Below are 14137 nucleotides of genomic sequence, written 5' to 3'. Positions count from 1 at the left end.
GACATGCTGATTTTTACACCAATCACACGTTTTCTCCCTAAATAATGATTGACGCCAGCCATAAAATCTCTAGAATGCGCCTCCATGCTATTTGTTTAAGTAATAGTATCTGATTAACGCGAGGGTGGCGGAATTGGTAGACGCGCTAGCTTCAGGTGTTAGTGTTCTTACGGACGTGGGGGTTCAAGTCCCCCCCTTCGCACCAAATCAGATGGCTATCGATTAAACAAACTAGATAAATGGCAGTACCTGCGAGGGTGGCGGAATTGGTAGACGCGCTAGCTTCAGGTGTTAGTGTCCTTACGGACGTGGGGGTTCAAGTCCCCCCCTTCGCACCACTGTTACATTTTTCTTCTCTTTCTCGTTGTTTCCCCGATCTTCCTTAATGTCCCAGATAACGCAAGCACAGGTCTATTCATAATACGTGTAAAATGTTGGCATGGAGAACTGCTGGGGCAATAACAAAACTTGAGCTTCTCAACAATGTTTAAATATCGTATCTTACAGCTTTGCTTCCATTGAGCCAACTGGGTTTATGCAACAGAACCACTCACTGTGATAAGGGTTTTAAAGGGCAATACGCGTATTCAGAGTGAAAAATCTGGTCATGTATTGAATGGTTAGATCACTCGCTAAACGTAGTTTTCACACTCAATAAATGTCTCTATCACTTTATCGTGCATTTCTTCCGATTTAGAATAGCCTATTGTTTTTCGATTCAGCTTTTTTAGCCGGGTACAATGAGTGAGATTATTTCGCTCTATTCGTTGGGTAAACGTCTTTCCAACAAGCTGGTTTTCTTCCGGAAAGCAATGATAAACAACATAATCATCCGTGCAATAGAACCGAATGTTAAAGGGAAACAGCTGCGCTAGTAATTTATCCCGTGTTTTCCTCCTGCGATCACCAAAAACATGCGCCACAATGCGTTTCATTCGGGGGTTCCTAATAAGCATACCAAAGCCAGCGCTGATTTTTCTTACTTCCGACAAACGACCATTGTTCATCTATCTCGCAGATAAGCTGAATATCACCTCTTCCAAGCGGCAAGGTCGTCACGTTCCGGAGATCGAATTTTTACGAAAATATTTAACTTCACTTTTGTTTTATAGGCCTTGTACACAAACTTAGCAGGATTATAAAGTGTCAAGGGTTCTTATACCATATATGGACGCCCCAGTTGTGCAAGCACTAAGTTATACGGTTTGCGACCATATATCCGGCGTCATAATGGAAAAATTATCCGCGCCATGATGTCATCCGCACCCTGCTTCCTTCTCACTACATCGGTATATCACTACCTTGTATAAGAACAGGCTATTACAGGGACGGTAGCCGTTTTCTCATCAGTGTTTGCAAACTCGATAATGCGTCTATTTTTGTTGCTCAATTAATTAATAGTAAAAGCTTTTTGCATATTAAAATCCACTTCATCCCGCAGAACACGCCAGATAATCCGGGTCAGTTTGTTGGCTAAAGCGATCGTGGCTTTCATAAACCCACATCGGGCAATCAGTTTTCTCAACCATTCTCCCAGACCATCATCACGATTTTGGACACAGCGCATCACGGCACGAGCACCGTGGATAATTAACGTTCGGAGATGACGGTTTCCATTTTTGCTCAGGGAAGACAGCCGGTTTTTTCCACCTGAACTGTGTTGTCGGGGAACCAGGCCACACCAGGCAGAAAGTTGCCGGCCATTGGCAAATTGGGGCGCACTGACTTCACTCACGAAGGCGGCTGCAATAAGAGGACCGACGCCGGGGATCGTGAGCAGATGGTGATAACCACTTTGCTGACGAGAAAGTGCCGCTATTTCATTATCCATTTCATGAATGCGAATGTTCAGATTCCGTAGGTCTTCCCCCAAAGTATGAAGCAAACGTCGTAGTACAGAGGACAGCTCATGGCTCTCCTCTTCTAGAATCTCAGGCAGGTACTGTTGCAGTTTCTGAATACCAGCAGGAACGATCACCCCCTCCTCAGCGAGGAAAGCCCGAATCTGGTTGGTGAGTGCGGTACGTTGTTCCACCATGAGTTGTCGGGCACTGCGCAGTGCCTTGATATCTTGCTGTTCCACCGTCTTGACCGGAACAAAATGGATACCGGGTCGGCAGGCCGTTTCGCAGATAGCCAGTGCATCATTGGCATCATTTTTTTGATGATGGCTGAAAGCTTTAACATGCTGGGTCGGCACAAGCCTGATGATAAATCCCATCGCCTGAAGGGTTCTGCCCCAATAGTGAGAAGTTGCACAGGCCTCCATAGCAATGAGGGTTCCTGGCGAAAAAGTGCGCACAGTATCAAGCAATTTTTGCCGTGAAATTTTTCGGTTCGAGGCGACAGAACCGTCCTCCATCCAGACACAGACTTGAAAAACGTTTTTGGCGAGGTCAATGCCAATGACTTTAATCGCATTCATGAGATGTTCTCCCGAAATTCAGTGCATCGGAAAAAAGATGGCACTATTTACTGCTGAAAAAGGGGACGTCCATCACATCACTACAGAGTATCGTAACACGTTACGAAAAGACAGCGCGAAACTACCTGTCCATGGTGAAATTAGTCTGTATTCGACTCTGTTGCCGGAAATTATATAATTAAGGGACACAAACTAAAAACATTCCCGCAATATAACCCATAAAGCGAGAATGTTAATTAAAGAAATTAGTTAGGAATAGTTAATATTTCAGACATTGTGTTTTGTCTAGATAAAATTTGATTTTCAGAAAAACTTGATATTTCCCCATTAAACTCAACCATTGAATTAACAATTTTATGAATTTCCTGCTGAATAACTGGATTAGAATTTTCTTTCGTAACTTTAGGATGAGTTAAAAACCAAACATCTACGATATCAGTTTTATCTCCATTATCCCAAGTTACTTGTGAAATCTCCTTATGTAAGTTTTTATTATCATCTATAAAAGGTTTTTCTTTGTAATTCAAATCAATCTCTTTAATTCCAATATCAGATAATGTATTTAATTCATCATTATCCACAATTCCATTAGTATTTTTATCTTGCCAAACCTTTAAGTTATTCCAATCATTATCATCCTTTGATATAATCAAATCGTTATTTGAATCTAATTGTGATAAAGCATGAAAGCCATTTTTAAAATTACTTAATCCATTAATTTCAGTATGATTTCCAAAAAGAAAAGAACCTGAATCAATTTTCCCATCATTATTTTTATCATACACGATGAAGCCATCATTTTTATCTATCCATCCAACTGATTCTTTAGAGTTATTATTATCAAGATCAAAAAACACACTTCCTTCTGCAATGGTTTTAACTCCATCATTATTTAAATCGATAACTAATGGAGAAGGAAGATTAATATTATTATTTATCATTGACTCTAGACTTCCATAATTTTGATTTGGTGTGAAGTATGGAAGTACTTTATTACCTGCATTAGAATCCGCATAATTAAGAGCGGGTCTTACAAAGTGAATACAATTATTAGTTAAAAGATTATAATTACTGGAAAAACCCTTTATTAATCCTAATGGAGCTTTATTAACAAATTCTGCCAATTTTTCTACGTTTGAGTAATCCATATTAATGGTGACACTTTTTACTGTACTTTTATCATACATTTCACTATCATTTAGGTTAACATTATCATAACCGCCAACTTTCATTGAGTCACCTGTTGACCACCCAGCATCAGTTTTAAAAGTCCTCGTAGAGCCAGGCATTTCAATGCTAAGCCAAACATGACCCGTTTTTGAAGTATCATATGAACCATTAGAATTTTTAATTTTAGTTCCAGGTTTAGCAACATGCACAGTGACTTCATGTTGAAAAGTATAGGCTCCATGTTCATTTGGTATTTTGAGTATATTCTCCATAATATATTTCCTTAGATATTAATAATTTTCTTTTGATTCTGGGTGTGTTAACCAATATAAATCGTCAGCTGCTTGTTTATTTCCTAGTTTTGCAGCCTTTTCTAGCAAATTAATGGCCTTTTCTTTATCTTTTTTTACTCCTAGTCCATTCAAATATAACCCAGCCAAATTACTTATAGCACTAGAATGATCTTTTTTTGCTGCTTTACTATAATATTCAAAAGCCTTTTGATAGTCTTGTCTTACCCCTTCCCCTCGTTCATACATGAAACCTAAATTATTCATGGCAACCATATCATCTTTGTTAGACAAATATAAGTAATAGTCGAAAGCTTTGTTGTATTCCTTTTTATTCCAATAAAGATCATTAGCTTCTTTTAATAAATCCCCATCATTCATTTTTGGCATCCCATTGTTATGGGAACATCCCCCCATTAACACTGACAATGGTATTATTAATGATTTAAAAAAATTATTCATCATTACCTCTTTTTAGAATTATTAACTTATCTTTCCCAAAAACTTTCATCTATCTTTGTTTGTAATGGACTAATTACATAATCAATAACCTTTCTTTCCCCTGTTTTTATTTCTGAAGTTACAGTCATTCCAGCTTTTAAATTTACAGACTCACCATTGATAATTATTTTATTATTTACAAGATTTACTATTGCAGGGAATACATATCCCTTATCATCATCTTTTACTGAATCATAACTGATACTTTTTATTTTACCCGTTAAATAACCATATCTTGTATAAGGAAATGAATCTATTTTTACAATGACAGATTGATTTTCTCTAATAAATCCAATATCTTTATTTTCTATCATTATTTCTATTTCATATGGTGAATCATTCGGTACAATAACCATTAAAGGTGTGGCGGTCGTAACCACGCCATTAATCGTATTAACTGATAGTTGTTGTACTCTACCATCAACAGGACTAGTTAAGGTTGTTGTCTGATATCTTTTTTTGTTTTTTATCATTTCTATAATTAATTTCTTTATTTCATTATCGGCATTTCTTTTCATTTCAATAGCATTTCTTAATACCTCTTGGGTATTTATTTCCATTTCATTATCTATCTCATTGTTTTTATAAGAAAGCTCATTGTATTTGCTTTTTGTAATTTCACATTGATGATTTAATTTTGATATTTTATCTTTCAGGTTAATTAATTCATGATGTGATAAATAATTTTTACTATTCAATTTTTGGTAGTCATTTAATTTATTAGATTCCAAACTAATAGAAAAAGACAATGACTTTATCTCTTCTTTTGTAGCCAACATCTCTGATTCTATTTGTTTTTTCCTTTCTGTTAATTTTCTTATTTTATTTATCCATGACTGATATATCGATAGAGCTATTTTCTCTCCCTCATGATTTTGTTTAATGTAAGTGGTTTTCATATCAGATATTATATACTTTTTTCCATTGTGAGGTAACTCATTTAACCATTCAAAATTAAATGAAGTTGAAGACATTGCTATTATTACCGAATGACCAATCTGATAGTTAATAAAAGATGAAATTAAGTCTGATTCATTTTGCAAATATATCTCTTCAGCGCCAATAACTTCTATATTAGTTAATTTGTCGCCTTTATTTACTATTTGCCCTTCATTAACGTATATAGCCTTTATTCTTCCGGTTTCTAAAGGCTGAATAATCTTACTTCTACCATTACTTATGATCTTACCTTGTGAAATAACATGAATATCAATTTTACCTATAAATGACCATATAATGATTAATAATGAAAAGATGACAATAGAGCAAGAGGTCCACCTTACTGTCGGCGAAGGTGGATTTTCTATTAATTGTAAATAATCAGGCAAAAATGCTCTTTCATCTTTAATATATTTGGTTGAGGATAGTTTATGGCGAATGTGCTAAACCTTAAAAAAAGTCGACTTATAATACTGAAGAAAATATATTACTCCTTTAAGCCGAATATGAATATTAGTAAGTATATTCATTATCTTACACACTCAATCATTTTGCGATAAGCGCCATTTTCAATTGCCATTAAATTATCGTGCGTGCCCTCTTCAATGACTCTGCCTTTATCCATTACTATTATCCGGTTCGCTATTCTTACTGTAGATAATCTATGTGCAATTATAATCACAGTCTTATTCTGGCATATGAGAGGCATATTATTCATAATAATTTTTTCTGACTCATAATCGAGTGCACTTGTAGCTTCATCTAGAATAAGTATTTTGGGGTTATTTAGTAATATTCTTGCGATGGCTATTCTTTGTCTTTGGCCTCCCGATAATCCAACACCATTTTCTCCTAATTGTGTATTATATCCTTCTGATAATTGCATAATAAAATCATGCGCTCCAGCTTGTTTGCATGCTAATATAATTTGTTCTAAAGATGCTGATGGTTTTGTTAGTGATACGTTTTCTTTTATTGTCCGATTTAGTAAAACGTTTTCTTGTTGAACAACACCTACATTTTGGCGTAACCAGATTGGATCAACTAAAGAAAGATCTAAATCATCAATAGTAATATTTCCCGTTTCTGGAGTATAAAAACGTTGAAGTAATTTTGTTATTGTACTTTTACCTGAACCTGATTCTCCAACAATACCAATGATTTCACCAGGTCTAATATTTAATGAAATATTATCAATATTCCATTTACCATTAGGACTATAACGAAAATTAACCTTATCAAAAGTGATTTTTCCTTGTAGATTCGATAACGTTAAGCTATTTTTTGAGTGCTCTATTGGAGAATTTAATATATCACCCAATCTAGCAACTGATATACTTACTTGCTGAAAATCTTGCCACAATTGAGCTAATCTAATAATAGGTGCTGCAACTTGTGATAGCTTTTTTTTTAGCAGCCAGCAAACACTGAGTCACGCCAACGTTGCCATTTTTATCACAAAACCTCTGTTTTATCATCTGACTATCTAAATTTACACCATGGTATCCCGCAATAAGTACTAATCCAGTAAGTAAATTGTCTGACACTTAAAAAAATCCATAATGATTAATACTATTAATGATAATATAAACACAAATTATAATCACTTTCAATTGAATTATTTCTTTTATTAAGCATTGAAAACCCTCAGCCACCGTGGAGGTGAAATCAAGCTTAGCAGCCTGAGTCTCCTGCTGAAACCGATGGGGTTCAATGACCGTTTCTTGCGGACATCCGTGTTTCGCCTGAAAAAGAGTTAAGCTGGCTTGGTTTCGGCCAACTTAACAGAATGCGCCAAGCAGTGCCCAAAGTGATATTCCCACGCTTTTGCATGAACTCAATGCCAGTGATTCAGTTATCTACTTTCGTGCCGATTACCCTTATCCACGTTCAGAATAGAGCCTGAAAGAACGGGTATCTGTAAGTTTGCCACTGGAACAGGTATCGCTATTACATTAGCTCAGCCACATTGACAGAAGAAAACTTCGCACAGGCAGTACGCAACTATTGGCGTATTGAGAATAATCTCCATTGGGTATTAGATGCGACTTTTCACGAGGATGATGGTCAGATTTATCGAGAAAATGCAGTGGAAAATATCGTGATATCCATGATGCTATACGGGATATCACTCAATATTTGGGAGGTTATTACAATCACCCACCCACATAGTCTTAATGGAGGAATTTCACCGGCTGAATATGAAAAACAGAGGGAAGAGGCTAAAAATGTGTCCGGAATTCCTTGACCACTACACCTGCACAGACTATTTCCAGCACTGACACAACCACTACCGATGCGATCAAGCTGAATAACAGTAATCCCCAGAATCCCGTCATACCTTATCCCATCATGCTTTGGCAAAAAAACAGCTTTAAATTCCACTTTTCGCTAAACATAGTAGCCACCCACTATAACAATAATGATTCTCAATACCATATATGGTAGCGAATTAATCACAAGTTGAAAGTAAATGACAGGGATTATAAGCAAGATATGATTATTTTAACGCCATTGCGTCACGTATGGTAAAGAACAGATCGGTCTGATCAGTCAAACCGACAACATTGGCAGCATGTGCTCCATAAGCGGCAACACGTAGCTGTGTACCGGTATGTTCCTGTCTATCTCCTTCCGAATTACCATAGTTTACGGTCATGACTGCGCCATCTTTTGTAATCAGCGATCGAGTCAAGCCAGGGGATTTGACATCAGGCTCAATGATTTGGCTAGCATGCGCATGATCGGCAGTCACAATCACCAGAGTATCACCATGTTCTTTGGCAAACTTAAGGCCAGCTTGTACGGCCTTATCCAAAGCTACTGTTTCACCAATTTGTGCACAAGGGTTGGCATTATGATCCTGTTTATCAATCGAAGCGCTTTCCACTTGCAGGAAAAAGCCATTTTTATTCTTTTTCAGTAAATCAATCGCCTTTTCTGTCATTTGCTCCAATGTAGGTGCGTTAGGATCTAATTTAGCATTCACTGCACATTTCACTGGCTTTTCATTGATATTACCGTGGTAAACTGCTTTTGGCCCTTCCCAGGCGACATCCATATTTCCATCATGGAATAAACCCAACAAGGGTTGTTGTTGATTGGCGTCTTTGACGGCTGCCAAAGACTTCGCATCCGTTACCCATTGGTATCCCTGCTCCAATGCCTGTTGTTGCAATGTCTTCCCTTTATTGGCGCCGGATCTCGATTGCTGGGTAAACGATTTTGCACCACCTCCCAAGGTGACATCCGCACGTGCGGTCAGCAATTGTTCAGTAATAGAGCCTTTACCTCCATTTTCCAGGGCATCTGTGGCGCAATACTTTGAAGTTTCTTTAGGGCCGTAGCAGTTACGATGCGTAATATGGGCGTATAAAGCCGCTGGTGTTGCATCCTGAATTTCGGCCGTGGTGATATTTCCCGTTGCCTTACCGTTCTTTTTAGCCAGCTCCAAAAGAGATTGATGAGGGTTGCCAAAGACATCGATTCCCAACGCCCCATTATAAGTTTTTACTCCTGTTGCCCAGGCCGTGGCAGAAGCCGCTGAATCTGTAACATAGTTAGGTTTCTTCGTCTTCTTGTCTAATGAGTAGTGTGTATATTGCCCCGTGAATGGCAAGGCATCTATCCCTTTAAAGAATCCACCTGCACCTTCGGCATAATTACGGGCAATGGTTATTTCAGAATCCCCCATACCATCACCGATAAACAGGATCACATTTTTAGCTTTGTTATTGCTTAATTCAGCCTTAAGCGCTTCAGTTTGATCTTGGGTAAGACGGCGGGCACCACCAAATTCGGTAATATTGCCTTGGGCTGCACGCTGTTGCGCCATAATGTGATTTGAATCGCTGACAGCCCATACAGGCACTGTAACCCCTGACATCAATGCAGCAACTACCATAGCAAGCAGGTTTTTTTCATGATTACGCGACATAGGATTTTCCTTGCAATCGGATGAATAGGATAAAAAAAATCATCATGTTGAATTGCCCGGATAATAGATATGTCACATGACAATTATTTGAACCTATGGCGACATTCTTGTGACAACGATTTTTTCTGCAAGGCAAGAAGAAAAAAATGAGCGCCTCAGCAGACAAAGGCCAAACAGCGCTCTACCAATATAATTCCCTATTCCATTGGTGACTTAACGCATCCATCAATAACGCATCATGACCGATTTCAGCTCCGTATAATGCTCAATGAATGCACTGCCAAACTCACGACCAATCCCTGAAGATTTAATCCCACCAAATGGAACCGCAGGATCCAGGAACGTATGCATATTAATCCACAGTATTCCCGCTTTAATATCAGGGATCATACGCATCGCCTTGCTCATATCATTCGTCCATAGGCTGGCTGACAGACCAAATGGCGTTGCATTCATCATAGTAATTAGCTCTTCCTCATCATCATAACTGAGGAAAGTGCCAATCGGCCCGAATGTCTCCTCGTTCATTAATGTGTCTTCAACACTATTGGCTTTAATCACTGTTGGTGCGACAAAAAATCCCGGCCCCTCCAAAGCATAGCCTCCGTGGACAATTTCATTGCCTTCCTGACGCGCCGTCTCAAACATAGACAGAATTTTTTCGTAATGTTCTTTATTTGCCAAAGGCCCCATTTCCGTCGATTCATCAAGGGGGGAACCAATTTTCATTGCAGATAAACGTTCAGAAAGTAATACCAAAACCGCATCCATATGAACGGATGGAATATAAAAACGCTCCGCGGCTGCACAAATTTGCCCTTGATACACATATCCCGCTTCCAGTATGCCATCAACGATCTTTTCAATTGTCATATCAGACAGAAAAGCCGCCGCGTTTTTGCCGCCAAGTTCCAGCGTTGTGCGCTTTAATCCCTGCTCCAAGGCCAATTTTCCCACGTTCATTCCTGTTGGAACAGAGCCTGTAAAAGTGACTTTGGCACATTGAGGATGATTAATGAGAGAAGTACCCACGCGAGCACCTGAACCATTGACAATATTGATCACACCATCTGGAATTCCCGTTTCTTTTGCCAGTTCCGCCACACGAAGTATGGTTAAGGGGGTATATTCACTGGGTTTAAGCACAATCGTACAACCACAGGCCAATGCCGCCCCCAATTTCCAGATCGCAATCATGATGGAAAAATTCCACGGAATAATGCCAACTACGACACCGATAGGCTCACGGCGCGTGAACGCGGAATATTTTTCCCCTTTAAGCGATGGCAATGAAACATTCAGTGTTTCACCCGTGATTTTGGTCGACCATCCGGCAAAATAGCGTAAATAATCGGCTGATGCTCCCACATCCAACATACGGGATAATTGAATCGGTTTACCAGAGCATAAACTTTCCAGTTGTGCCAACTCCTCACTATTTTTTTGTAATAGATCAGCCAACCGATTCAGGCAATTCCCCCGTTCCATAGGAGAAATCTGTGCCCATGCGCCGTGAAAAGCATCTGATGCTGCCTGCATTGCCTGATTAACTTCGTGCTCTCCTCCTTGATTAACCGTAGCTATCACTTCACCAGAAGCAGGGTTAATAACAGAAAAAGCTTCATTTTCCTGACCAAGAACAGAGACTCCATTAATATAATGACCATGAGAGCGCTGCAAAAAAGTTGTAACGGACTCCAGCAAATTAACTTCACTCATCATCTTTTCCCCTGTCTAGTCAGACAATTCCCCATTTATACAAGCCATATAATGTTTGACAAAACGCTCGCTGGTGATTTCCCACAATATTTCACTTCCTTTTGCCGCAAACCACGAATCACCTTTATGATATTCAACCATCACCCCTGTTTTGACATCGGTCAATTTCACTGAACCCTCATGCACCGTTGCCATCTCATCAAAGGGATAGGTCATTTTAAATTTGCCCTTGGTACAGGCAAAAATACCACATGTCAGATTATCCGATGGTTCCCCGTAGATCATGGCTACACTTGCCTGCGGATCACCTTCCACCACAACAGAACCAAGATGAGTGACACTGCCAATTGGCATTAATTCAGGAAGAGCTTTATCTAACAATAATGGCTTTATCATGACTTTTACCTTTAACTGTGACCGTTCCAAAAATGTAAAAAGAAAAACTAACGACGCCCTTTCCAGTAACCTGAAGCCTGGTGCCAGGTCTTACCGACAGAGAGCAATACATTTCTCAGTTTGTCTTTCCCGATAATATCAAGGTGTGGAATCGAACTGAGTAGCGAATAACGCTCTGAGCCTTCGCTCATTCCCTCAGCCAGAATTTTGCAGATGATGTGGCTCGGCGTTACACCAAAACCCGAATAGCCTTGAACATAGAACACATTTTTATGATTAGGCAGAGAACCCATTTGCGGAAACAGGTTAGCGCTGCAACATAATGGCCCGCCCCATGCCAGTTCTATCTCCACATCTTTCAAGTAAGGGAAAGTCTTGAGCATGAGATTGCGGTTCCATGCTTTTAAATCGGAAGGTATATATTCAAGAAAGTGTGTCGCGCTGCCATATAACAGGCGATTTTCTTTGGTAACACGGTAGTAATCAATGACCGGACTAATATCACTGTATGCCCCACGAATTGGGCTGATCTTTTCAATCAAATCGTCCGACAATTCTTCTGTCATCAATTGAAAAGCATAAGTATTGATCGTCTTTCTATAAATAGTCGGTTCGAGCCCATCCAAAAAGGCATTACATGCCCACAGCATCTTACTGGCACGAACTGATCCCGTTACTGTACGTACTATAACCCTGGGACCATACTCTACGCTCACAACCTGACTGTTTTCGAAGATTTTGACGCCATATTCAGTGACAGCTTTGGCTTCTCCTAGCAGCAAGTTGAGTGAGTGCACATGCCCGCCCCCCATATGTTTTAATGCACTGGTATAACGGTCTGAGCCAATGACTTTTTTAACATCTGCACCAGTATAAAGCTCAATTTCTTCATCAGGGGAAGCCGAACGAAATTCCTGTAACCAACTATGCAGGGTTTTATCATGTCGCGAATTCCAGCCAAGATAGGCATAACCTTGGCAAAAGTCAGCCTGAATATCATATTTGGCAATTCGATCACGAATAATTCCCGCCCCCAAGTTGCTGATTTTAAATATAGTTTCCAGGCCTTTTTTACCCACATGGCGTTTGATCTTATCCAAATCATGACCAATACCCGTCATCACCTGTCCACCATTACGGCCTGTACCGCCATATCCCAACGTTCGGCCTTCCAAAATAGCAATATTGGTGATGCCTTTTTCTGCCAGCTCTAATGCCGTATTGATACCGGAAAAGCCTCCGCCAATGATAACTACATCAACATCCAAATCTTCTGTCAGCATTGGAAAACGAAGATCATATTTTTTCGTCGTCGTATAATATGTTAATGAATCAAGTTTATTATTCATGTTATACCCCATGAGCATCTGCTTATCCCCTGATGGTGTTGCCTTGCTACTCCTTTTATCAGGGGTGCTTATCACATTTTTTGAACATTAGTTGTTCATGTGTATTAACAAAACAATAAAGAACAAAATATTAATAAGTTAATAAATTAATAAAAACAGACATCCATGCATTTCATGTCTGATATATATATGAATCATATGTACTTGAAATGCTCAAACCATTTGTTGTTTTCATGTTAATCAAATCACAATTATTAAAATGTTTATTAACAAATTGTAATTTTTACATTTTCATTTTGTGATGGAGTTGGAAGGAATTTTTTCTGTTAGTAAATTATCCTGAACATAAATATTTACATATGTACTTAATAGGTTTCGAGTTGTAGCCGACAAAACAGCAACTTGAGAAATTAAGTTCATAATTACTGGAAAGGAATAAGTATGCTACCCAAGAAAATTATCCTTGACTGCGATCCCGGGCATGATGATGCCATTGCTCTCCTGCTTGCCCACGGGAACCCCAATATTGAATTATTGGCTGTAACGACAGTTGTTGGTAATCAAACCCTGAATAAAGTCACCCGCAATGCTCTTTGCGTTGCACGCATCGCTAATATTCATAACGTTCCTTTCGCAGCAGGTTGCCACCGTCCACTTGTTCGGGAGATCAATACAGCTCCAGACATTCATGGGGAAACGGGTCTGGATGGCCCTATTCTTCCTGAACCTAACATGAAACTAGATGCGCGCCACGCAGTTGATCTCATTATTGATGTGATTATGGAAAATCCGCCCAAAAGTGTGACTTTGGTGCCAACTGCGGGTTTGACGAATATCGCTATGGCTGCACGCAAAGCACCGCAACTTGTTGAGCGTGTAAAAGAAGTTGTATTAATGGGAGGTGGTTATCATAAAGGAAACAGAAGTGCAGTTGCAGAATTCAATATCGTGATCGATCCAGAAGCCGCTCACATTGTTTTTAATGAAAAATGGCCGCTGACGATGGTTGGTTTAGATCTCACTCACCAAGCGCAAGCAACACCTGAAATTATCGAAGCAATTGCCCAGATTAAAACACGTTCCGCCCAGTTCGTTTTGGATGCACTGAAATTTTATGGTGACAGGTATCGTGAACATCAAGGATTTGGCTATCCTCCTGTGCATGATCCCTGTGCTGTAGCCTATGTGATCAATCCTGATGTTATGACGACCCAAAAAGTCCCCGTTAATATTGAACTGATGGGAACTTTAACAACAGGAATGACAGTTGCAGATTTCCGTTTTCCACCACCTGAAGATTGCCATACGCAAGTTGCTGTCAAATTGGATCATGCCAAATTCTGGCAATTAGTGATTGATGCTCTGAAAAACATTGGTGAAACAACTTACTGATATTATTAATTTATTCTTT

At 39.2% G+C, this 14137-nt stretch carries 9 protein-coding genes, 2 tRNA genes and 5 pseudogenes; 6 read left to right on the top strand and 10 right to left on the bottom strand.

Features of this window, described 5'->3' with window-relative positions:
• The first annotated feature begins 118 nt into the window (after positions 1-118).
• Positions 119-205, top strand: a tRNA-Leu gene (locus tag Xets_RS16715).
• 46 nt (positions 206-251) lie between these two features.
• A tRNA-Leu gene (locus Xets_RS16710) sits at positions 252-338 on the top strand.
• Positions 339-632: 294 nt separating this feature from the next.
• On the opposite strand, the pseudogene Xets_RS16705 reads toward Xets_RS16710, so the two are convergent.
• Together Xets_RS16705 and Xets_RS16695 are read right to left on the bottom strand one after the other, a co-directional pair.
• Positions 633-1077: pseudogene (locus Xets_RS16705) on the bottom strand (IS1 family transposase); the annotation flags it as partial.
• A 313-nt stretch (positions 1078-1390) separates the two neighbouring features.
• Positions 1391-2425, bottom strand: a complete 1035-nt coding sequence (locus Xets_RS16695) for an IS110 family transposase (protein ID WP_187652156.1) — start codon at positions 2423-2425, stop codon at positions 1391-1393.
• Positions 2426-2514: 89 nt separating this feature from the next.
• Between Xets_RS16695 and Xets_RS16690 the strand changes: the two are divergent.
• Positions 2515-2607: pseudogene (locus Xets_RS16690) on the top strand (IS5/IS1182 family transposase); the annotation flags it as partial.
• Positions 2608-2670: 63 nt separating this feature from the next.
• Here the strand turns inward: Xets_RS16690 and Xets_RS16685 are convergent.
• From Xets_RS16685 to Xets_RS16670, 4 genes and pseudogenes are all read right to left on the bottom strand, one after another.
• Positions 2671-3867, bottom strand: coding sequence for a hypothetical protein (locus tag Xets_RS16685; RefSeq protein ID WP_187652154.1), 1197 nt, complete (start codon positions 3865-3867; stop codon positions 2671-2673).
• An 18-nt stretch (positions 3868-3885) separates the two neighbouring features.
• Positions 3886-4266 carry a tetratricopeptide repeat protein gene (locus Xets_RS16680; RefSeq protein WP_187652153.1) on the bottom strand — a complete coding sequence of 127 codons (381 nt, stop codon included), beginning with the start codon at positions 4264-4266 and terminating at the stop codon, positions 3886-3888.
• Between the two features lie 107 nt (positions 4267-4373).
• Positions 4374-5714, bottom strand: coding sequence for an HlyD family type I secretion periplasmic adaptor subunit (locus Xets_RS16675; protein ID WP_187652152.1), 1341 nt, complete (start codon positions 5712-5714; stop codon positions 4374-4376).
• A 140-nt stretch (positions 5715-5854) separates the two neighbouring features.
• Positions 5855-6721, bottom strand: a pseudogene (locus Xets_RS16670) (peptidase domain-containing ABC transporter); the annotation flags it as partial.
• A gap of 250 nt (positions 6722-6971) precedes the next feature.
• Between Xets_RS16670 and Xets_RS16665 the strand changes: the two are divergent.
• Together Xets_RS16665 and Xets_RS28745 are read left to right on the top strand one after the other, a co-directional pair.
• A pseudogene (locus tag Xets_RS16665) lies at positions 6972-7221 on the top strand (hypothetical protein); the annotation flags it as partial.
• A 46-nt stretch (positions 7222-7267) separates the two neighbouring features.
• A pseudogene (locus Xets_RS28745) lies at positions 7268-7465 on the top strand (ISAs1 family transposase); the annotation flags it as partial.
• Positions 7466-7825: 360 nt separating this feature from the next.
• Here Xets_RS28745 and phoA read toward each other — a convergent pair.
• The 4 genes from phoA to Xets_RS16640 form a co-directional block, all read right to left on the bottom strand.
• Positions 7826-9262: an alkaline phosphatase gene (gene phoA / locus Xets_RS16655; RefSeq protein WP_099133155.1), complete on the bottom strand. Its 1437-nt coding sequence runs from the start codon at positions 9260-9262 to the stop codon at positions 7826-7828.
• Between the two features lie 225 nt (positions 9263-9487).
• The gene (locus Xets_RS16650; RefSeq protein ID WP_187652200.1) at positions 9488-10981 is read right to left on the bottom strand and encodes an aldehyde dehydrogenase family protein; all 1494 of its coding nucleotides are present in this window, start codon (positions 10979-10981) and stop codon (positions 9488-9490) included.
• A 15-nt stretch (positions 10982-10996) separates the two neighbouring features.
• Complete coding sequence (locus tag Xets_RS16645; RefSeq protein ID WP_099133154.1) at positions 10997-11377, bottom strand: cupin domain-containing protein; 381 nt, start codon at positions 11375-11377, stop codon at positions 10997-10999.
• A gap of 47 nt (positions 11378-11424) precedes the next feature.
• Positions 11425-12726, bottom strand: a complete 1302-nt coding sequence (locus Xets_RS16640) for an FAD-binding oxidoreductase (RefSeq protein WP_099133252.1) — start codon at positions 12724-12726, stop codon at positions 11425-11427.
• Positions 12727-13167: 441 nt separating this feature from the next.
• Between Xets_RS16640 and Xets_RS16635 the strand changes: the two genes are divergently transcribed.
• Positions 13168-14118, top strand: a complete 951-nt coding sequence (locus Xets_RS16635) for a nucleoside hydrolase (protein WP_187652151.1) — start codon at positions 13168-13170, stop codon at positions 14116-14118.
• The last annotated feature ends 19 nt before the right edge of the window (positions 14119-14137 follow it).

The sequence above is a fragment of the Xenorhabdus sp. TS4 genome, assembly GCF_014467265.1.
GTDB classification, from domain to species: Bacteria; Pseudomonadota; Gammaproteobacteria; order Enterobacterales; family Enterobacteriaceae; genus Xenorhabdus; species Xenorhabdus ehlersii.
The sequence above is the reverse complement of the archived record's forward strand: the minus strand, read 5'-3'. Positions and strand labels throughout refer to the sequence as shown.

What these genes read in the sequence shown, in the direction of transcription:
- Xets_RS16680 (WP_187652153.1), bottom strand. Translation starts at nt 4,266, where the DNA reads ATGAATGATGGGGATTTATTAAAAGAAGCTAATGATCTTTATTGGAAT.
- Xets_RS16645 (WP_099133154.1), bottom strand. Translation starts at nt 11,377, where the DNA reads ATGATAAAGCCATTATTGTTAGATAAAGCTCTTCCTGAATTAATGCCA.
- Xets_RS16695 (WP_187652156.1), bottom strand. Translation starts at nt 2,425, where the DNA reads ATGAATGCGATTAAAGTCATTGGCATTGACCTCGCCAAAAACGTTTTT.
- Xets_RS16640 (WP_099133252.1), bottom strand. Translation starts at nt 12,726, where the DNA reads ATGAATAATAAACTTGATTCATTAACATATTATACGACGACGAAAAAA.
- Xets_RS16650 (WP_187652200.1), bottom strand. Translation starts at nt 10,981, where the DNA reads ATGAGTGAAGTTAATTTGCTGGAGTCCGTTACAACTTTTTTGCAGCGC.
- Xets_RS16685 (WP_187652154.1), bottom strand. Translation starts at nt 3,867, where the DNA reads ATGGAGAATATACTCAAAATACCAAATGAACATGGAGCCTATACTTTT.
- Xets_RS16635 (WP_187652151.1), top strand. Translation starts at nt 13,168, where the DNA reads ATGCTACCCAAGAAAATTATCCTTGACTGCGATCCCGGGCATGATGAT.
- phoA (WP_099133155.1), bottom strand. Translation starts at nt 9,262, where the DNA reads ATGTCGCGTAATCATGAAAAAAACCTGCTTGCTATGGTAGTTGCTGCA.